The sequence below is a fragment of the Paenibacillus sp. MDMC362 genome (assembly GCF_003269305.1).
GTDB lineage: Bacteria > Bacillota > Bacilli > Paenibacillales > Paenibacillaceae > Paenibacillus_AQ.
In genome coordinates, this window is the sequence record NZ_QLYT01000006.1 from 147,352 (window position 1) to 167,252 (window position 19,901).

A 19,901-nucleotide genomic window follows, 5' to 3' on the forward strand; every position below is an offset into this window, starting at 1 on the left:
TTGCATATCCCTGAGCTATACGGCCGAATCCGCGCGCTTCTGCGGTTTTTTTGCCGTGGGCGCCTTATACTTCTTTGAAATATTCAAATAGTATTCCAGCTCATGGCATAGCTGAAGGATCGCGGACCGGACCTCGAATTCTTCGCGGGTCGTCGGCAGTTCCATCTCCTTGAACCTGTCCTCCAGCTCAATCAGCAGTCCTTCGGACTTGCCCGTATATCCTTCGGCAACGACATCCCTGCTTAATTGATCGAATATTTCCGCCGTCAGCACGCCGTGAGGAAGCCGCTCGTACACCTGGGATATTTGATGCATCATGCTCTGGATATTCTCCATCTGTTCTTTCCGCATATAAAAATAGATGTTCCAGGAGCCGTCCGGATGTATCATCTGGTTCTCCGATGCCCGCTTCGCTTCCTCAATTCCTTTCTCAATCTGCCGGTTGGCCTCAATCAGCTCTTTCCCGTCCCATATATGTTCAGGATCCCGAAGCGTAAGCGAGAAGTGACGGAAAATGACGGAGAAGAGCCCGTCCACCTTCTGGCGGATCTCCATCATCGCTCCCTCGCTGTTCGGCATATACACCAGGTTCACAAGCATGGCCGATCCGAGACCGATAATCAACAGTTCGATTTGGGTGAGCAAAATGTCCATACCGATCTCTTCCCCCTGGAACACCCGAAACACCACGACCGAGCTGGTTACGATGCCTTCCTTGAAGTTCGCCTTTGAAATCGCGGGGAATGCAAGCAATATGTATAGAGCCAATACCCAATAATGAAATCCGAGAAAATAAAATAGAATACACGCCAGCACCAGACCCAGCAATGAAGCGAACAATCTGGACGATATGGAGCGCACACTCCGTTTTCGCGTGACGTCAACGCCAAGTATAGCAAGAAGACCGGCGGACGTTGCCCCCGGTATGTTCAAGGCATCTGTAATTAAGATGGCAAGCAGGCTTGCCGCGGCCGTTTTGATGACACGAAATCCCATATGATGAAGAGCCTCCAGGCGAGTTGATGATGACTATATATGTTTCCTTTTTCATGTGACCACATATATAAGGTATCTTCTCATCCTAGCTTATTTTTATGCCATAAACAACCATGCCTGGGGGCAATAGACCAAGCCCATTAACGATGAGTCAGCAATTTCCTTTCTATATATACCACCATTTGATACATGGCTGTAGCCACAACGGCGATAATGAGCAGACTCGACAGCACAAGCGTGAAATTGAATACCTGAAAGCCGTACATAATCAAGTAACCGAGACCCGATTTGGCGACCAGAAATTCGCCGACGATGACGCCGACCCATGCCATGCCCACATTGACCTTGAGCGTTGATACGATCGCCGGATACGAAGCTGGCAAAATAACCCGCTGAAACACCTGGCGCTTGGTTCCGCCGAACGTCCGGACGACCTTGATCAGATTGGAATCCACCTCATGAAAACTGTTGTACACAACAAGCGTGGTCACGATGACCGTGATGGATAACGTAGTGACAACAATAGCCGTAAAACCCGCGCCAAACATCACAATAAATATCGGACCGAGCGCTACTTTCGGCATACTGTTGAACACAACCATATAGGGATCCAGAACCTTGTTAAGAAACGGTGACCACCAGATGAATACGGCGAGCAGCGTCCCTACCAGCGTACCAAGCAGGAATCCGACAACCGTCTCCCCTACCGTGATCGCCAAGTGCCCCCATAACTCGCCGCTGATCATATTCCCCCATATGTTGGAAAAAATTTTGGTCGGATAACTAAAGAGCAGCACGTCTATCCATTGGAATCTGCCCGCCGCTTCCCACCAGATAAAGAATAGCAGCAGCAAGCTAAGCTGGACGGTCAGCACGCGTCTGCGTAAACTTTTCTTCTGCTTCATGTGTTTTACATAAATATCCTGGAGCCAGCCCTTCGAAGAAGAAGCAGAAGGCTCATCCCTTGATGTCATAGGCTTCACTCCTTCCCGATTGTTTGCATTTCCCCCCAGATCTCATGAAACAATTCGTTGAACCCCGGTTCCTTACGAGCATAAAAAGGCTGTACCCTACGTATGTTCTCAGGAATATTAAACATCCGGTGAACCCTTCCCGGGTTGCGGTTCAGAAGAATGACCCGATCGCTCATCGCAATGGCTTCGGACAAATCATGGGTCACCAGGATGGCGGTCTTCCCGCGCTCCTTCAAGGTGTCCACGATCAGATCCTCAAGCTGCAGCTTCGTCTGATAATCCAGTGCGGAGAAAGGCTCATCCAGCAATAGCAGGCCCGGGTCCGTCGCCAAGGTCCTTACAAGTGCAACCCGCTGTCTCATTCCGCCTGACAGCTGGGCGGGATAGAGGTTGCCGCTGTCCCCAAGACCCATCTCCTTAAGCAAACTCTGTACGATACCGCGACTTTCCGGATTCAACCGCTCCGTCAGTTCCAAGCCGATCAAAGCGTTATCCAAAATGGTGCGCCAAGGAAATAAATAGTCCTGCTGCAGCATGTACCCGACCGCCGGCGACGGCCCGTTTACCGGTTTGCCGTTCACATAGGCCGCTCCTTTGGATGGCTGCAGCAAGCCGGCAATGACAGACAAAATCGTCGTCTTGCCGCAGCCGCTAGGCCCAACCAGGCTGATGAACTCCCCCGCTTCCACCTTCAATTGAATCCCTTCCACAGCCAGAGAGGCTTCCCGATCCGTGACATATACGTGAGCGATATCGTTCAATTCAACTACCGGTACCATTGGTGCTCTCTCCCTTCGTTCTATGGATTAGGCTGAGTTCATCATTTGGCTTGTTTCGCTTTCTCGGCAAAACTGTTATTGACGATCGTATCAGGCGCTACCCGTTCTTTCAGCTCCCCGGCCTGCTCCATCACGTCCAGCAGATTGTTCCATTCCGCCTCGTCCACGATTGGATCGGTCGCATAGCTGCCCTGCTCCTTGTAGCGTTTAACGGAAGACACTACGATGTCGCGGTCGCTATCCTTAAAATAAGGCATGATCGCATCCGCGATATCTTCCGGGCTGCTTGCATCCACCCATTGCTGCGCCTTGTACAGGGCATTCGTAAACTTCTGCACCGTGGCATCGTTTTTGTCGATAAAGCTCTGCTTCGTCATGAATACGGTATACGGCAGTCGTCCGCTTTCTACGCCAAAGGAAGCCACCACTTTGCCACGGCCTTCTTTTTCAAAGATGGAGGCCTGCGGCTCAAAGAGCTGAACAAATTCACCCGTGCCGGAAGCATAGGCAGAGGCGATATTCGCAAAATCGATATTCTGAATCAGTTCCAGGTCCGCGTGCGGATCGATTCCTTTTTTATTCAAGGTAAACTCGCCAGCCATCTGCGGCATTCCGCCTTTACGCTGACCGAGGAATACTTTACCCTTCAGGTTGTTCCAGTCAAAAGCCCCCGCTCCATCCCTGGCCATCAAAAATGTCCCGTCTGTCTGCGTCACCTGTCCGAAGTTAATGACCGGATCTTCAGAGCCCTGTTGATACACGTAGATCGAAGTTTCCGAGCCGACAAGTGCCACATCGATGGCTCCCGACAGCAGGGCCGTCATCGTTTTGTCTCCGCCAGGGGTCGTCTGCAGCTCGACATCAAGCCCCTCTTCCTTAAAAAATCCTTTTTCCAATGCGACATACTGCGGCGCATAGAAGATCGAGCGCGTCACTTCGCCAATCTTGACCTTCGTAGCCGATCCGCCGCCACCGCACCCGGCAATCGCCACTCCGCAAACAAGCAGCATGGTTAACGCCAGCCCCCACCATTTTCGACGCTTCATCGTAACCCTCCATTCCCATTGACCCTTTGTTTCTTTTCAGCATATGCATGTGCCTGCCCAAAGGTTAAACGTCGGATAGATATGTCGGGGGCTCGTAATTGGCATGATCGATCATCATAAATCGTCTATTGGCGTATTTTCTGGGAAGACAGACCACATTTAGTGGAAGCTTTTCTAGCGAGATAAGGGTTGAAGCTCCAGAGGTGTAACTTAGAGTGAATACAAAAAAAAACGCAGCCACTTGGGCTGCGTTTATAACGTGGATCAAAGTTTGTAAATCTCTCTATACTTCTCTTCGAGATAATCGGCCAAATAGTCCGGATTCAGTTCTTCTCCGGTGACGCGCACGATGATCTCGGACGGCTTCTCGCTCTTTCCGTACTTGTAAACCTTGTCCGTCAGCCATTCCTTGATCGGAGCCAGGTTCCCCTCTTCGATAAGCTGGTCGAGGTTCGGCAGTTCTTTGCGCATCGTATGAAGCATCTGAGCCGCATACATATTGCCGAGGGAATACGAAGCGAAATATCCGAAATCACCGCCGGACCAGTGAACGTCCTGCAGAACGCCCATTCCGTCATTTGGCGGCATAATGCCGAGGTATTCTTTATACTTCGCGTTCCAGGTCTCCGGCAGATCCTTCACGGATAAACCTTCGTTAAAGAGTTTCTTCTCGATCTCATAACGAATGATGATGTGCAGGTTATAAGTAAGCTCATCCGCCTCAATTCGAATCAGAGAGTTTTCTACCTTGTTCGCGGCCAAATAGAAGTCCTCGACATCGACGTCCTTCAATTGTTCTGGGAAATGCTGCTGCAGATCCGCGAAATAACGACGCCAGAACGGACGGCTCCGACCAATCATATTTTCCCACAATCGGGATTGAGATTCATGGATGCCCATCGAGGTACCTCCGGAGAGCGGCGTTCCTGCAAGCTCTTTATCGATATTTTGCTCATAAAGGGCATGCCCGCCCTCATGCAGAGAGCTGAATACCGCACTTAGCACATCGTCCGGAAGATACATGGTCGTAATGCGCACGTCTCCAGGGTTTAAGCCCGTTGCAAATGGATGCACACTCTCGTCCAAGCGTCCCGCTTCAAAGTCGTAGCCCATTTGCCCCAGCAGGAACAAACTGAATTTCTCCTGCTGTTCTTTCGGGAACAGCTGCTTCAAGAAGTCCGTTTTCGGCTTGAAGGTCGATTTCTGGATCGCATGAACCAGCGGTACCAGACGCGCTTTCAGACGGTCAAAGATGGCATCCACCTTTTCAACCGTTAAATCCGGCTCATACATATCAAGGAGTGTGTCGTATCTGGTGTTTTTGACGCCCCAATAATCAATAAATTCTTGCTTGAATGCAACGATCTTCGTTAAGTAAGGTTCGAAGCCTTCAAAATCGCTGTTCTTCTTCGCTTCCTCCCACTTCGTCTCCGATTGGGCAGCGAGAATGGAATACTCCTGAAAGCGTTCAGGCGGGATGGATTTGCTCTGATCGTACACCTTGCGGACTTCCGCAATCATGCGGCGTCTGCGATCATCCAGCTGTTCTGCCTGCTCCGGCTCCGCAAAAAATGATAACAGCTGTCCCATCTCTTCCGATATTTGCAGTTTAAATGCCTCTGTAGATAAAACCCCGATCGTTTCCGAACGGATTTCGGTTCCCTTTCGTGGAGCACCCGTCCGTAAATCCCAATGAAGTAGGCCAATAGCTTCGTAATAACTCATAATTTTGCGAACCAATCGATCAAATTGTTCCCATTGTGGTAAATGTTGTACTGCCATTCGGGCACACCTTCTTTTTTTATATTAGGATTTTTCTTTACTCTATTGATGATACTTTTTACAAGGTATATAATCAACTTCCAGATAGGATAAATAACAATATACATATAAAGGAGTGTCAGGAGGCGTGAACATTCAACTCACCCGGCAAGCCGAGCTGAAGTTGAAGGACAAGCTCGGGGACAAGCCGGGCTCAATCAGACTGATCTATGACACGGAGGGATGCGGATGTGCCGTCAACGGCGTCCCAAGCCTGCGTATTGTAGATGAGCCGACGACGGAAGATATCGCTGTCGAGACAGGCAGCCCGGTGCCGTTTATCGTAAACCGCAAGCAGGCCGTTTTTTTCGAAGAGAAGATGAGGCTGGACGCCGATCCAGCCACTTACTCCTTCCGGCTGGACAGCAGCGGACAAAACTACGGCACCAATATTCAAGTATTAGATGCCAGAGCGTAAGTACAACAAATAAATTACAGAATACAAAGGAGAGAAAATCGATGGAAAAACACCTTAACAGCATACTGGAACATAATCGCAGCTTTGTAGAGAATAAAGAGTACGAATCCTACCTGACAGGACGTTTTCCTGAGAAAAAACTCGTCATTATTACTTGTATGGATACACGATTGGTTGAACTGCTCCCTAAAGCGATGAATTTCAAAAACGGCGATGTCAAAATCATTAAAAACGCCGGCGCCATCATTTCACAGCCCTTCGGAAGTGTTATGCGAAGCGTCATGGTAGCACTGTACGAACTGCACGCCGAAGAAGTCATCGTTGTGGGCCACTACGAATGCGGTATGGCTTCCTTGAACGCCGATGATATGATCCAGCATATGAGAGACCGCGGTATATCCGATGAAGTGTTATCCACGCTGGAAAACTCCGGCATCCGGTTATCCAAATGGCTTCGCGGTTTCGATAATATTACGGACGGCGTAAAAAATACGGTGAGCCTGATCAAAAACCACCCGCTTCTTCCTCCAAACGTTCCCGTTCATGGTATGGTCATCGACCCTAATACCGGCGCCCTTGATCTAGTCGTAGAAGGATACGAGAACGAATAAATCAATCCAAGTCAAACGGAAGCACAAACGCGAACGCGTTTGTGCTTTTTTAGTCACAATTTTGCCAAAAGCAGAGAGAAAGCCACCTCCCCCGGTTGTCAAACCATACAGTTTCAGTGTACACTTTTTATCAACCGGACCGATAGGCGGATGACCATCTACGCCTTAGCGTCCACGATATGCGTTTCAAAGGGAGTTATGTCCATGAATACGTTGTCATACGGCTTGTTAGGATTACTAGCAAGAAGAGAATCATCAGGATACGATTTGATGCTTCGAATACAGCCCTTTTGGCAAGCCAAACACAGTCAAATCTATCCCCTGCTGTCCAGCATGGAGGAGAAACAGCTATTGTCCTCGCATTGGGTCCAGCAAAGTGATAAACCGGACAAGAAAATTTATGCGATTACAGAAAAAGGCATGCAGAAACTTCGTGAATGGATGTACCAACCGATCGCGCCTGCAGTGACCAAAGATGAACTTTCTCTTCGAACCTTTTGCCTGTGGCTGACGGAGATCGGCATCGCCGTCGATATTTTCGAGGACCGCAGAATCGGCTATCTGGAGAAAAAGCGTTATTATGAGCAGATTTTAGAGGGCATTCCAGAGGATACCCGCGAGATTGGAAGCAAGGCTTTCAGCAATTATGTACTCGCTACCAAGGGACTGATGATGGCTGAAACCGAGTTGAAATGGTGTGATTGGGTACTGGAATTACTGAGACAGCAGCAGCACACAACAGCCTCAAAACATGGTCGCACAAATTTTGAAACCTTATCGTGACTCGTCCGTATTACTCTTTATTACTCTAAATTTACTGGGAGGTTCGACAGAACACGATGAAAAAAGTATTGACGATTCTTGTAGCGATTACACTGTTCTTTGTAGCGCTGACGCCTGATTCCGCAGATGCCCGAAGAGGTGGCGGAGGTTTCAAATCCGGGACCAAGTCATACAACAGCACTCCGAAAAAGGATACTAATAATGTTCAACAAACGAACAACCGTTCCAATACAGGGGCAGCCGGCAACACGAAAAAACCAGGATTTTTCAGCGGCGGCAGCTTGATGAAAGGACTTATGATCGGTGGTTTGGCCGGCTTGCTCTTCGGCAGCATGTTCGCCGGCATGGGCTTCATGGGCGAAATTATGGGATTGCTCATTAACCTGATCGCAATCTGGGCTTTGATTATGATCGTTATGGCTGTTGTACGCTCCGTGAAGAATCGTCGTAAACAAAACGAGCCTCGCGACAACAATAATAACAACAATCGGTACTAATTCATGATTTTGAGCATGGACGAAATCGTCAATGCGGTCTGCCTTCATCAGGCGGAACGCAGAGGCGTCAAACCAACCGATGTATCGCTTGAGCTTAGCTGGGACGAAGATACCGGATACACAGCCGAAGTATGGGTCGGTGGAAGAACGCAATATTTGATTGAGGCTAACCTCATCGAAGCTATTCTCCGCTACCTGCACTCCGAGTACAATATCCGCGCTTACAGTGAGCAAGTACGACTTGAGCTGGAAGACGAAATTATCGCAATCGTTCAGCAATAATGCCGTAAATCGATAAAGCAGCCGCTTCGCTAATATGCGAAGCGGCTGCTTTTTTGATTACCTAAGATAAGTTCGAACATATGATATCCCCTACTCGCGTACGGCCGAGACACCAAATGCACGATTATTAACGAGCTCATAGTACGATTGGTTTATAATTCAATGCCTTTTCAACGATTTCCTCAGGTGTCAGATCTTTTTCCGGCCAATAAATCAAATTGCTAATGTCGGGGTGGGGAACATTCCGCTGCAGCCATTCGATCCATTCCCCCACCTCTTCCTCGCTGCCTTCCCCGTTATACAGACTTGTCACCAGATCAACGATTTGCGCTTTCGTTAATTCGTTCATGTACGGCTCCTTTCTTGTCATCGATCCAGCGCCGAATAAATTCCTTCACAGACTTATTCACCGCTTAAACGAATGTTCAAAAAAATAGAGATACTTGGCATGAAGTTGTTCGTATCATTGCTATTTTCCTTCATGTTTTTGTCCGGCTAAACCATAAAAGAAAAGCTCCATCAAGGTTTCCATGCTGCCGTTGACATTTTCCCGGTTATCCGAATCCCAGCGTCGCCCCAGCTCATGCATGAACATCGAGAAGTACAGCATCGTAACCTCTTCGGCTTGGTCCTTATGAATATAACCTTCTTGTTTCCCTAGAGCGACAAACTTCATGAAAAAATTTTTCACCTTCTCCTCGCTGTACTGCTGGATGGCCTGACTAATGCCACGCTCCTCGGAGGTTTGGAAATTCCGAAACTCTTCCGATAAAAAAGTCAGATTTTTAGCCTCCAACAGCATGATTTCTCGGGTCTTTTCTGCAAATGTGCGCCTGGAATCCAGGATGCGCTCATACACCGCCAACTGCTTGTCCGTCCAATCCATGATCATATCCATATAAAGCTGATCTTTGGTTCCAAAATAGTTATATATCGTTGCAGGTGACACGCCTGCCTGTTGGGCGATTTCGTTAACGCTGACCTTTTGGTAACCGTGCCTTGAAAAAAGCTGGAAAGCGACGGCATAGATTTGTTCGATTTTTTTATGCTTTCTGCGTTCATACCCGTTCATGGATTCTCCACCTCAAATGAAGTATAAACCAAGTTTTGGAGTGTTTCAATGTTTTCACTACAAAACAATTGACATTCACCTACTTGACATTATACTCTTTTTATAGTGAAACACTTTATTTACTACATAACTTTAAATAAAATTATGAAGAAATGAAGGTGGTATGAAATGAAAGCAATAAGGATTCCTTCGATTCTACATGAGGTTTTCGGTGAACAGCAATCCGTTGGCACGATTGTTGTCATCTTGGCGTTCGGCGGATGTCTGACCATAGCGGTAAGCCTTGTTTTTCCGGATATCCTGCATTCTTTGCCTTTATGGCGAGGTATCTTTGCTTTATTGCTTATTTTCGATATTTTCTGCGGCTGTATCGCCAATTTCACCCGCTCGACCAGTAATTTCTATGCAGCCCGTAAAAAACAGCGGATTGTGTTCATCGCAATCCACGTTCATATTCTCCTGGTCGCCGTATTGCTGGATACCGACATGCTGTATGCGGTGGGAATATGGGCATATACCATCGCTGGTGCTGTGATCGTCAATGCGCTGATCGGGAAATCATCGCAGCATTTTATAGGAGGCTTGCTCCTGTCGATAGGCATAGGGGGTACGTTCTTGCTGTCCAACATCCAGCCCTACATGTTACTGACCGGAACCCTGTTTATGCTGAAAGTATTGTTCAGCTTTGCTGTCGATCATTATGGGGGAGGAGAACAACGGGCATGAATCCCGCCCCGCACTCTGTCAGGGTCCGTTTCCATTCTTTTAATCTATATCGGGTGTCATTGACCTGTGCACCGAGATTGTCGATAATAGTAGAATAAGTTCACTATCTTCGATTGGAGCTATGCAATGAAATATCATAATTTGGAAGAATGCATTATGGATCTGGAGAAACATGGGCATTTGGTTCGTATACATGAAGAGGTTGATCCTCATTTGGAAATGGCAGCCATACATATGAAGGTCTATGCCGCAGGCGGCCCGGCGCTGCTGTTTGAAAATGTGAAGGGTTCAAAGTTCCGCGCGGTCTCCAACCTGTTCGGCACGATCGAGCGCAGTAAATTCATTTTTCGGGAAACCTTTGCATCCACGCAAGACGTCATTGCGCTGCGCAACGATCCGATGAAGGCGCTCAAAAATCCGTTCAAATATATCGGGACAGGATTAGCAGCTAAAACCGCGTTACCTATCAAAAAAACGGGGGCTCTGCCACCTGGGTTTCAGGAAATCCAAATTTCTGATATGCCGCTAATTAAACACTGGAAGGACGATGGCGGTGCTTTTGTCACGCTGCCTCAAGTCTATTCGGAAGATCCTGAGAAGCCGGGCGTCATGAATTCCAATCTGGGCATGTACCGGGTCCAGCTCACAGGCAACGATTATGAAATGAACAAGGAAGTCGGCATCCATTATCAGATCCACCGGGGCATCGGCATCCATCAAGCAAAAGCTAATAAATTGGGGCAGCCGCTTAAAGTAAGCTGTTTCATCGGGGGCCCTCCTGCCCATACGATATCTGCGGTTATGCCGCTGCCGGAAGGCATGAGCGAGCTAACCTTTGCCGGCTTGCTGTCCGGACGCCATTTCCGATACAGCTATGTTGACGGCTATTGCATTAGCCATGACGCGGATTTCGTCATTACAGGCGAAATCCACCCCGGCGAAACCAAGCCCGAGGGACCTTTTGGCGATCATCTGGGCTATTACAGCCTGGTCCATCCGTTTCCCGTCATGCGCGTGCACAAGGTTTACGCCAAACAGCAGGCAATCTATCCGTTTACGGTCGTCGGAAGACCGCCGCAGGAAGATACGTCCTTCGGCGAACTGATTCATGAGCTGACCGGAGGGGCCATCCGGCAAGAAATCCCGGGTGTCAAAGAGGTGCATGCGGTGGATGCTGCAGGGGTACACCCCTTGCTTTTTGCCATCGGCAGCGAACGATATACCCCTTATCAACAAGTAAAACAGCCGGCTGAGCTTCTCACCATCTCCAACCGGATACTGGGCACGGGCCAATTAAGCTTGGCCAAATATTTGTTCATCGCGGCGGAAGAGAAGGAGCCGTTAAGTACACATCGCATCGAGGACTTCTTGACCTATATATTGGAACGCATCGATCTGCAGCGGGACATCCATTTTCAGACCAATACCACGATCGATACACTCGATTATTCCGGGACCGGACTCAACACCGGCAGCAAGGTCGTATTCGCTGCGGTCGGGGATAAAAAAAGGGATTTGTGCCATGAGGTGCCTGAAGCCTTAAAGGATCTCCCCGGATACTCGCCAGCAAAATGGATCATGCCCGGCATTGTTGCGATCCAGGGAGTCCCTTTTACCAGTTATGCCGAAGTGGAGCAGGAAATGGCGATCCTAAGCGATGCAATCCGCGAGCGAGGTTCGCTCCCGTCTTGTCCGATGATCATTCTGTGCGATGACAGTGAATTCATGAGTGCGACAGTGAATAATTTTCTATGGGCAACCTTTACGCGCAGTAATCCTTCCCATGACATTCACGGTGTGAACAGCCGCTATGAACACAAGCATTGGGGCTGTGATACGGTCATTATCGATGCCCGTACGAAACCGCATCAGGCCCCGCCATTAATGCCGGATGAAGAGGTCGAACGCAGCATCAAGCGTTTATTTGCGGACGGAGGCAGTTTAAGTCGTATTCCGATACGGTAAGTGCTGGGCAATCCTAAAGCGGACTACGAACATTAAAATGAAAGCAATATAAACGGGCTGGTCCTTTTAAGGCCAGCCCGTTGGTATATAATATTTTATTTTCTACTTGGGAGGAAAAACATGTTTCCAATACTAGAGACCCAACGATTAAGGCTGCGGGAGATCCAGCATCAGGATGCCGGGGCTATCTACCATTGCTTCTCGAATGATGACGTGACTCGCTATTACGGACAAGACACACTGACCACCATCGATCAGGCTCTCCAATTCGTTGATCTCTTCACTAACAACTACAAGGAGAAACGCGGTATTCGATGGGGCATCGAAAGGAAAGATGCCCAGGGTCTCATCGGCACGATTGGGTATAACGCATGGTCCCCGCGGCATAAGAGAGCCGAGATCGGATATGAATTACATCCTGAATTCTGGGGGCAAGGTTATGCAAGCGAAGCCGCCTCCTCCATTATCGCATATGGTTTTCAGGAGCTCGGTCTGACGCGCATCGGTGCCGTTGTTTTTATGGAGAACCAGGCTTCCCACGCCCTCCTGGCCAAACTCGGTTTTGAAGCGGAAGGTGTTCTTCGCCAATATATTTATCAAAATGGCGTGGCGCACGACACGCGGGTGTACTCATTATTAAAGGACTAGCTCCATTTGCGTTAGAGATTGTGCATAAACCGCCGAAGTTTTACTCAGCCGAAGATTACTCGGCATCCAGAAGAAACGGCTTGTTTACAAAATAATACATAAAACCATCAGCAGCACGCCACCAACCAAGCTTCCAATCGTACTCGATCCCCTCCCCGGGTATCAATTCTGATAATTCATCTTCATAGAATCGTAACCCAATGCCGCTTCGCTTCCACTATGATGGGAAGATAGGTTTGACACACTTGTTTGATGCACAGCGCATGTGGTAATTAGTTGTTACAAAGGAGAGGATGCAACATGAACTTGAAACATCCAGCAAAAAAAGCAATCGTCGCCTTGACCATGGCAGGCATCTTCGGCGTAAGTGCAATCGGTTTAAATCATGCTGTTTTTCCGCTTCAGCAAGCAGAAGCCGCCAAGGCGGCAAATACCGGCGATTATGCTGCGAAGCAAGCGCTCAAGACACTCAACAGCTTTTATAAACCCGCTTTAAAGGGGCAATTCCCTGGAGCCGTCAGCGGTTTAACGATTGGCAAAAGCACGAAGCAGGACGTGTACAAAGCCATTGGCGAGCCTTCCGTGCCCGGCAAGCATGCCGATGCCTTCGATGTATACGGGGCAAACATGGGGAATCCAGGGTACGCCTTTTCCTATAAACTGAACAAAATCCGCGAGATGCGTTATTTTGGCACGAACGTGGAACGGCAGACCAACATCGGCGGCATCACCATGAAAATGCTGAAGCAGAACTGGTTTGCACCGGATGCCACAACCACTTTCAAAACCGGGAAAATCAAACAAACCAAGCTCACTTACAACCGGGGAGAGTACAAATTGGAGTTCATCTTTAACAGCAGCACAGAGCTGGACCATATGAATCTGCTGAAAAAATAATCGTAATTGGAAACTCTTGCTTTCCTCAATAGCATGTTCCAGAATACATCGGAAAGGCCCGGTCTCTTAGAGAGCCGGGCTTTTTTGGATTCATGAGAGATTTTCACAGCAAACACTGAAACAACATTTCATCCAGCCACTTCCCGCTGTATTCCATCCGCTTAAATCCGGCAGCCAGCATTTCCACTTGTTCCCTTAACACAGGAGACTCATCGGTCCCTTCCCGATAGCGGCTCAAAAAATGAAGAAAAACATCCACCATACGCAAGCGCATGAGAACCGGAATCGCGCCGATCTCCTCGCCGCTCAGCCGTACACGTTTGGCAAATCCTTCGCAAAACTGCCTTATGGCCTCCTTCTCGTCCGCCATTCCCATAAATCCCGATATGACGACCGCAGCCTCCATCGCTCTTACATCCTGTGTACAAAATTCAAAATCAAGCAAAGCGCTGACCGTGTGCGGGTGCTCTGCGTCTACAAGCAGGTTCGAAAAATTCAGATCGCCATGGACCAGCTGCTGCGGCAGGTTTTTTAGAGATTCAAGGCTGCTGCATATATCGATGTATGCTTCTTTTAGCAAATGGAGTGCCTCTCCTTGATCCTTGAATACCGGCGGCGGCTGCTTGCAAAAATCAAGAATGAACGCCTCGTTACACACAGGATAAGACTGAAGCAGCTCGTAATACGGCGGGTACACATGCTCCTTTCCGATTGAACAAACCGCCAGGGCATTCACCAGCTCCCCCGTCTTCTCCCCAAAGGAATAGGCTGCTTGAATGCTGCCTTCTTCCGGACGTACTCCCTCAATGTAAGCAAATAAGCAGGCGTAACGCTCACTCCCGTCTTGAACCCGAACCATCTTATCGCCAGACATGGATGGAATAGGGGCAGGAATCTTAAAGCTCAGCGGCACCCGCTGCAGCGAGTCCAGTACCGCAAACTCGAATTCGATTCTTGCCCTGTCTCGATGCGTATTGTAAATGCGCATGACCGAACGGCGTTGTTCATGATGAATAAAATGGGTCGTATTGTTCCAGCCCGTAGGACCTTTACCCAGTTGACCGTTCCACTCCGGCCAGTTCGCTTGCAGAAGCTGCTGAATCATGATTTTACCTCGCTTACCTGTTAAATCTTATCTTATATAAAGTTACATCGAATGGATTGTCACGTCTGTGCAACTTCTTCCGATTTCGCCACAATGACCTTTACGCCAAGCTCCTGAATCCGGTCCACAACCTCCTGATCCGCCTTCTGATCGGTAATTAACACATCCAGATCTTCTACGGCGCCAGCTCTGACAAAGCCATCCTGTCCAAGGATCCGGTGCGTTGCCATACCAATTCTGCGGCGGGATACGGCAGAGACCGCGCGTCCAAAAGCGGCAACTTCTGGAGTAGCCACGAATATTCCCTCATCGGAAATACCGCCTCCGCTAACAAAACTGATATCAAATTTAAATTGACGAATAAATTCGTTAGCCAGCACGTCCGTGATATTTCCGGAAGGCTTCACCCGTCCGCCAATTAAATAAGTGTCAATCCAATCGCGCTCGCGCAGGGCATCCGCTACACGCATGCAGTTGGTCACGATCGTCAATGGCATCTGCTCCGGAAGATGCTTCAACAGTAAGTAGGTAATCGAACTGCTGCCAATGAATAATGTATCTTTTTCTCGGACATATGAAACGGCTAATTGAGCAATGGCGTGCCCTTCCGGAGAGCCTTCACCATACCGCTGTTCCGGAGCCAATGGCGGCTGCCTGACTTTCATGGAGGGGATGGCGCCTCCGTGCGTTTTCTGGAGTAAACCTTGCTCCTCCATGATTGTCAAATCCCGACGAATCGAATCAATCGATATTTCAAACCGCTCGGCCAAGTCCTTGGCAATCACCCGTTTATCTTGATGCAGCAAAGCAAGAATTTTCTGACGACGTTCCTCGGCAAACATTCCTGATTGATCTTGCACCATACACTTTCCCTCCTGCTTATTCATTTAATCTCCCATATACACTACGATTGTATTCGTTTTTATTCCACTTTTCAAGTGAATGACTTCTGTTTTATACGTTTATATTCATTTTTGCCCGCATAATACTCGAATCACACTTCATAATCATAATATAATCGAATTCATAATCTACTTTCTCTCCCTCACTACACGGAAACCGCAATTGCCCGTCGAGCTGTCGGGCGTATTCCCGCTGCGTGCCGCGACTCGATAACGGTTGCAATAGGATCTGTGGCACAGGTAAGAACCGCCGCGCATCGACCTTCTACCCGTAGACTCACCAAAGAACGGATTGATGGCCGAGGTCACTTGATGATAAGTCGGGCTGAACCAATCGCCGCACCACTCCCATACGTTGCCGGACATGTTATATAGTCCGTAACCATTCGGTTTATAGGCACCTGCCGGCGCGGTACCGATATATCCATCGCTTGCATTATTTTTAACTGGAAACTTCCCCTGCCATATGTTGCATTGATGCTCTCCGTCCAACTTCAGCAGATCTCCCCAAGGATAGGTCCTGCCCTCCAAACCGCCGCGCGCCGCATACTCCCACTCCGCTTCTGTTGGAAGCCGCACGCCAGCCCAATGGCAATAAGCAAGCGCGTCGTTCCAGGATATATGTACAACCGGATGGTCCATTCGGTCTTCGACGCTCGAATCCGCTCCCTCCGGTGCAGCCCAGTATGCGCCTTCGACCACCAGCCACCAAGGCACTTCTTGCGGAACTTGTGCAACTCTTGCCTTAGTCTCCTCCGAAGCCAGCAGTTCAAATACAAACGACCATCCGAAACGCTCCGCTTCCGTGACATAACCGGTTGCTTCCACGAACCGTTGAAACTGTTCATTCGTAACGGCATACGGCGAGATTTCAAATTCGGAAACGGTTACGCTGCGAGCCGGTCCCTCGCCGTCACGCGGGAACCCTTCCTGTGAATTCGTGCCCATCGTAAACGTCCCTCCGGGGATCGTGATCATGTTGGAATGGAGCTCAAGATGAGACTGGTCATGATATCGGCCTTCACTTCGACTGTCTTGATGATCCTTCGGATCGGCTTCTCCCAACCGCACTTTCGCTCTCACGCTTGCGCAACAAGAATGTTGTTCTCCCATGCTCGGTTCCTCCTATGCTAGATACAGAGAACAGGACAACCACTGCCGGAGCGGTTATCCTGCTTCACTTTAACTATTCATTTTATACAAATTCCTGCGGATGGCGACGCATCAATTCCGGCACCGCTTCCCCACGGCCTGTATTCTTTAAACGCTCGATATACCGGGGCAGATGACCTTTGGCATGGTAAGGTCCTCCCTCCTTCATGACCGTCCACAACGGGTCCACGTCATACGGCATCGTTGACATCATATGATCATGCCATTCATTCAGAAGGTATACAGCCTCCCTGCACAGATCCGGTCTTTCAGCTGCCCGATTGTACTGCTCGTGGACATCCTCAGTGATATGGAACAACATTTCTTTGTCGAACAGATGATAGCCGTCATGATACGTTCGAATGTAGAGCCATTCTCCAAATCGCACGCTTCGCTGACAGACATGGGCGCATTGAGAAACTACCAGATACCCCCTGCCGCCGCCTTTACCGGTCCGCAGGCTCTCCGCATAACTGACGCCATCCCAGCTGCGTGCCGGTGCAATGTTCAAATATTCCGCCATCGTTGGCAAAAGATCCAGATGATAGTGGAGCTCGCGATCCGTTACCCCCTTCATGATGCCAGGACCCCGAATGATCATCGGAATGCGGCAAGTGCCCTGATCCGCTGTTCCGTGTTCTCCATAAATGCCAAGCTCCCCCATGTTCTCGCCATGATCCGCGGTAATGATGACAACCAAATCATCCATTACTCCCTTGTTCTCCAGCAATTCGAAGATCGCACCGATATGCTCGTCCATATGGCGAATGCCGCAATCATAGCCGTCCACCATGGTCCGCAGATCCTCCATCGTCCTGATCTCTCCGGGATGACGCGGATAATCGGGGGATACTTCACTATTATACATATTAATTTCGTTCACCCCATGCGGTCCGACCTTCTTCTGATGCTCCTGAAGCACCTCTTCGGTAATCCAATCGGGTAGCGGCTCCTGCTCAAAAGGATTTCCCAGCGACTGGGGTGCGCGATACGGTGTGTGTGGATCCCAAAAATTGACGTACAGCATCCAGTTCTCCTCATCCGCATGACGCTCCAGCCAATCCAGAACGACCGGAGATACTTCTTCTGCCGACTCCAACCCGCCCTTACCCGTATTATACATTTCATTAAAGCCCGCGTAGAAGGTCCAAGCCGAATGACGTTCACCGAACGGACTGATCAAAGCGGTCTTCATGCCGGCCCTGCGGAATATAGCTGGAAAGCTCTCCGCCCCCAGCTTGTCGCGGAAGTCACGGGTGATACCTTCATGGCGCACATCGGCAGCCGTGCCTCCATGACCGACGACACCGTTATGAATGCCGAACTTACCTGTCATTAATGCGGTTCTTGAAGGAAAACATGGAGCATCCGAAGTATAGTAATTGTCAAAACGCACGCCTTCCGCCGCAATTCGGTCAATATTCGGCGACGTATTCCGATGATAGCCATAACAGCCTAAATGATCCGGCCTGGTCGAATCCAAATCCAGCAATAATACTCTCATATCCTCATCGATTCCTTCCTCGTCTGAATTCACTTGACATCGCTCAAGACTCCACATGTCAGCGTTTACAATTTTTCTGCATTTGTTTGAAATTATAGGCCGCGATCCCTGCAGAGTCGATGTACATTTCGTCACTATGTTGTACGATTCTACTCCGATTTGAAATAACAGGATCACCTAATCGAATCAATGAGTACTCAAATGGAGCATTATTGTGCTAGGCTATAGGTATAAAATCACTGCGGGGTGTTGTCCTATGATCCAATTGATGAGCGTGAATTTTGATGATTACATACCGAATTGGCGAACCCAGCTGGAAACGATTGAGTACAATGTCCTTGTTGTGGTTAGAGAAGGCAAGGTGAGATACGATATCAACGGGGAAGAAATCATTGCCGAGAAAGAAGACGTTCTCTATATCCCTCAGTCGACGAGACGAAGCGGAGGCAACTGGAAGGACACTTCACATCAGAAGCATACCATTCTCTTTACATTGGATCGTCAAGGACCCACAGGCATTCCATTTGTGGATGCGGGTCGATTCATGAAATTCAATCTCTCTCATATCCAATATGTCTACCGGCGCTGTGAACGTCTGTATGAGGAAATGCGGGGTGGCAAAAGCTACCGTACCTTGATCTGTCAGGGCATTATGCAGGAGCTCATCGGCATGCTTGCCCGCGAGCTCGAGAAGAATGAGCTGGCACCCAGCAAACGAAACTATGCGGATACCATCAAATCGTATCTGGTAGAGCATTACCGCGAACCCATCGAAATCGATCGATTAGCGAAACTAATCCATCGCTCTCCGAGTTATGCTGCTGCCCTCTTCAAAGAGGTGTACGGTCTTTCACCGATCCGATATATGCATCAGCTGCGCGTTCTGGAAGCGTGCAGCCTGCTGCTTCATTCGGACATGACCATCGCTCATATCGCCCACTATTTGGGTTATTATGACACGTCCTATTTTTATCGGATGTTTAAAAAACACACCGGCCTGTCGCCCTCCGACTATGTGCAGCAAGACGATCGGTCCGATATTTCCATGCTGTTCACTTAATCCCCGCTTGTCTTCATTCATGTTCCTAACGGCTTCTGCCCAGCAAACTGAATGACATGGGACAAGCCTTGATGCCCCTGGCCCTCATGACGAACGACCTCTCCCATAAAAAAGTGGACAATGCGCCAATCTGCAAAGGGCTCGAGGAAATCCTCAGGAACGTATAAAAATTGCTGATCCTGCGGTCCCCCGCTGCGATAAGGAATCTGGTACGGTGAATATACTTCCGTGAGGAAATATCCTCCCGGCTTCACCGCAGTCTTCACGCCTTCTAAAGTCCTCGTTCTCAATGCTTTGGGAAAATGTCCAAACACGCAGATGATCTCATCCCATTGGTCCTGCTTCCACAACGCATCGTGGAGATCCACAAGCTCCGTGCGAATCTGCACACCGCTTGCTTCCGCCAGTCGATTGGCTTTGTTCAGGCCGGATTCCGCGTAATCCCATACGGTAACATTCATGCCTTCCCGGGCCAGGAACACCGCATTCCGTCCTTCTCCTTCTGCGATAGCCAGTGCGTCGCCCGTTAAGCCTAATTTCTTATGCATATCGGCAATGAATACATTCGGGTCCGTCCCAAACACGTATTCATCTCCCTGAAACCGCTCATGCCATGGATTCATCGTTTTAGCACCTCTTTCTTTAAAATCAACGCCATTCTGT

General features: G+C 49.0%; 22 protein-coding genes. 10 read left to right on the plus strand and 12 right to left on the minus strand.

What is annotated here, in order from left to right:
* Positions 1 to 15: 15 nt before the first annotated feature.
* From DP091_RS01820 to DP091_RS01840, 5 genes are all read right to left on the minus strand, one after another.
* The gene (locus DP091_RS01820) at positions 16 to 996 is read right to left on the minus strand and encodes an aromatic acid exporter family protein (RefSeq protein ID WP_113056808.1); all 981 of its coding nucleotides are present in this window, start codon (positions 994 to 996) and stop codon (positions 16 to 18) included.
* 140 nt (positions 997 to 1,136) lie between these two features.
* Positions 1,137 to 1,970: an ABC transporter permease gene (locus DP091_RS01825; protein ID WP_113056809.1), complete on the minus strand. Its 834-nt coding sequence runs from the start codon at positions 1,968 to 1,970 to the stop codon at positions 1,137 to 1,139.
* 5 nt (positions 1,971 to 1,975) lie between these two features.
* On the minus strand, positions 1,976 to 2,749 hold the full coding sequence (locus DP091_RS01830) for an ABC transporter ATP-binding protein (protein WP_113056810.1): 774 nt from the start codon (positions 2,747 to 2,749) through the stop codon (positions 1,976 to 1,978).
* A gap of 41 nt (positions 2,750 to 2,790) precedes the next feature.
* Positions 2,791 to 3,795 carry an ABC transporter substrate-binding protein gene (locus DP091_RS01835; RefSeq protein ID WP_113056811.1) on the minus strand — a complete coding sequence of 335 codons (1,005 nt, stop codon included), beginning with the start codon at positions 3,793 to 3,795 and terminating at the stop codon, positions 2,791 to 2,793.
* A 264-nt stretch (positions 3,796 to 4,059) separates the two neighbouring features.
* Positions 4,060 to 5,577 (minus strand): carboxypeptidase M32, encoded by a 1,518-nt coding sequence (locus DP091_RS01840; protein WP_113056812.1) that lies wholly within the window; start codon positions 5,575 to 5,577, stop codon positions 4,060 to 4,062.
* A 127-nt stretch (positions 5,578 to 5,704) separates the two neighbouring features.
* Between DP091_RS01840 and DP091_RS01845 the strand changes: the two genes are divergently transcribed.
* The 5 genes from DP091_RS01845 to DP091_RS01865 all read left to right on the plus strand — a co-directional run bounded on the left by DP091_RS01845 (position 5,705) and on the right by DP091_RS01865 (position 8,207).
* A complete protein-coding gene (locus DP091_RS01845; RefSeq protein WP_113056813.1) occupies positions 5,705 to 6,034 on the plus strand; it encodes an iron-sulfur cluster biosynthesis family protein in 330 nt (109 codons plus the stop codon).
* A gap of 41 nt (positions 6,035 to 6,075) precedes the next feature.
* Positions 6,076 to 6,645 (plus strand): beta-class carbonic anhydrase, encoded by a 570-nt coding sequence (locus DP091_RS01850; protein WP_071218255.1) that lies wholly within the window; start codon positions 6,076 to 6,078, stop codon positions 6,643 to 6,645.
* Between the two features lie 204 nt (positions 6,646 to 6,849).
* Complete coding sequence (locus DP091_RS01855; protein ID WP_113056814.1) at positions 6,850 to 7,428, plus strand: PadR family transcriptional regulator; 579 nt, start codon at positions 6,850 to 6,852, stop codon at positions 7,426 to 7,428.
* A gap of 56 nt (positions 7,429 to 7,484) precedes the next feature.
* Positions 7,485 to 7,925 carry a hypothetical protein gene (locus tag DP091_RS01860; protein WP_113056815.1) on the plus strand — a complete coding sequence of 147 codons (441 nt, stop codon included), beginning with the start codon at positions 7,485 to 7,487 and terminating at the stop codon, positions 7,923 to 7,925.
* 3 nt (positions 7,926 to 7,928) lie between these two features.
* Positions 7,929 to 8,207 (plus strand): YxcD family protein, encoded by a 279-nt coding sequence (locus DP091_RS01865; RefSeq protein WP_113056816.1) that lies wholly within the window; start codon positions 7,929 to 7,931, stop codon positions 8,205 to 8,207.
* Positions 8,208 to 8,343: 136 nt separating this feature from the next.
* Here the strand turns inward: DP091_RS01865 and DP091_RS01870 are convergent, their stop codons facing one another.
* Positions 8,344 to 8,556, minus strand: coding sequence for a bacteriocin immunity protein (locus DP091_RS01870; protein WP_113056817.1), 213 nt, complete (start codon positions 8,554 to 8,556; stop codon positions 8,344 to 8,346).
* 120 nt (positions 8,557 to 8,676) lie between these two features.
* Positions 8,677 to 9,279: a TetR/AcrR family transcriptional regulator gene (locus DP091_RS01875; protein ID WP_113056818.1), complete on the minus strand. Its 603-nt coding sequence runs from the start codon at positions 9,277 to 9,279 to the stop codon at positions 8,677 to 8,679.
* A gap of 168 nt (positions 9,280 to 9,447) precedes the next feature.
* Here DP091_RS01875 and DP091_RS01880 point away from each other — a divergent pair, with 168 nt between their 5' ends.
* From DP091_RS01880 to DP091_RS01895, 4 genes are all read left to right on the plus strand, one after another.
* Positions 9,448 to 10,005 carry a hypothetical protein gene (locus tag DP091_RS01880; protein WP_113056819.1) on the plus strand — a complete coding sequence of 186 codons (558 nt, stop codon included), beginning with the start codon at positions 9,448 to 9,450 and terminating at the stop codon, positions 10,003 to 10,005.
* A gap of 126 nt (positions 10,006 to 10,131) precedes the next feature.
* The gene (locus DP091_RS01885) at positions 10,132 to 11,970 is read left to right on the plus strand and encodes a UbiD family decarboxylase (protein WP_113056820.1); all 1,839 of its coding nucleotides are present in this window, start codon (positions 10,132 to 10,134) and stop codon (positions 11,968 to 11,970) included.
* A gap of 120 nt (positions 11,971 to 12,090) precedes the next feature.
* On the plus strand, positions 12,091 to 12,618 hold the full coding sequence (locus DP091_RS01890; RefSeq protein WP_113056821.1) for a GNAT family N-acetyltransferase: 528 nt from the start codon (positions 12,091 to 12,093) through the stop codon (positions 12,616 to 12,618).
* A 300-nt stretch (positions 12,619 to 12,918) separates the two neighbouring features.
* On the plus strand, positions 12,919 to 13,515 hold the full coding sequence (locus DP091_RS01895; RefSeq protein WP_113056822.1) for a YjgB family protein: 597 nt from the start codon (positions 12,919 to 12,921) through the stop codon (positions 13,513 to 13,515).
* A gap of 103 nt (positions 13,516 to 13,618) precedes the next feature.
* Here DP091_RS01895 and DP091_RS01900 read toward each other — a convergent pair whose 3' ends face one another.
* The 4 genes from DP091_RS01900 to DP091_RS01915 form a co-directional block, all read right to left on the minus strand.
* Positions 13,619 to 14,620, minus strand: a complete 1,002-nt coding sequence (locus DP091_RS01900) for a phosphotransferase enzyme family protein (protein WP_113056823.1) — start codon at positions 14,618 to 14,620, stop codon at positions 13,619 to 13,621.
* A gap of 59 nt (positions 14,621 to 14,679) precedes the next feature.
* Positions 14,680 to 15,462, minus strand: coding sequence for a DeoR/GlpR family DNA-binding transcription regulator (locus DP091_RS01905; RefSeq protein WP_181469706.1), 783 nt, complete (start codon positions 15,460 to 15,462; stop codon positions 14,680 to 14,682).
* Between the two features lie 189 nt (positions 15,463 to 15,651).
* Positions 15,652 to 16,635, minus strand: a complete 984-nt coding sequence (locus tag DP091_RS01910) for a formylglycine-generating enzyme family protein (RefSeq protein WP_113056825.1) — start codon at positions 16,633 to 16,635, stop codon at positions 15,652 to 15,654.
* Between the two features lie 82 nt (positions 16,636 to 16,717).
* Positions 16,718 to 18,178 carry a sulfatase family protein gene (locus tag DP091_RS01915; RefSeq protein ID WP_113056874.1) on the minus strand — a complete coding sequence of 487 codons (1,461 nt, stop codon included), beginning with the start codon at positions 18,176 to 18,178 and terminating at the stop codon, positions 16,718 to 16,720.
* A 256-nt stretch (positions 18,179 to 18,434) separates the two neighbouring features.
* On the opposite strand from DP091_RS01915, the gene DP091_RS01920 reads away from it, so the two are divergent.
* On the plus strand, positions 18,435 to 19,238 hold the full coding sequence (locus DP091_RS01920) for a helix-turn-helix transcriptional regulator (RefSeq protein ID WP_113056826.1): 804 nt from the start codon (positions 18,435 to 18,437) through the stop codon (positions 19,236 to 19,238).
* 17 nt (positions 19,239 to 19,255) lie between these two features.
* Here DP091_RS01920 and DP091_RS01925 read toward each other — a convergent pair whose 3' ends face one another.
* Positions 19,256 to 19,861, minus strand: coding sequence for a class I SAM-dependent methyltransferase (locus DP091_RS01925; protein ID WP_113056827.1), 606 nt, complete (start codon positions 19,859 to 19,861; stop codon positions 19,256 to 19,258).
* Between the last annotated feature and the right edge of the window lie 40 nt (positions 19,862 to 19,901).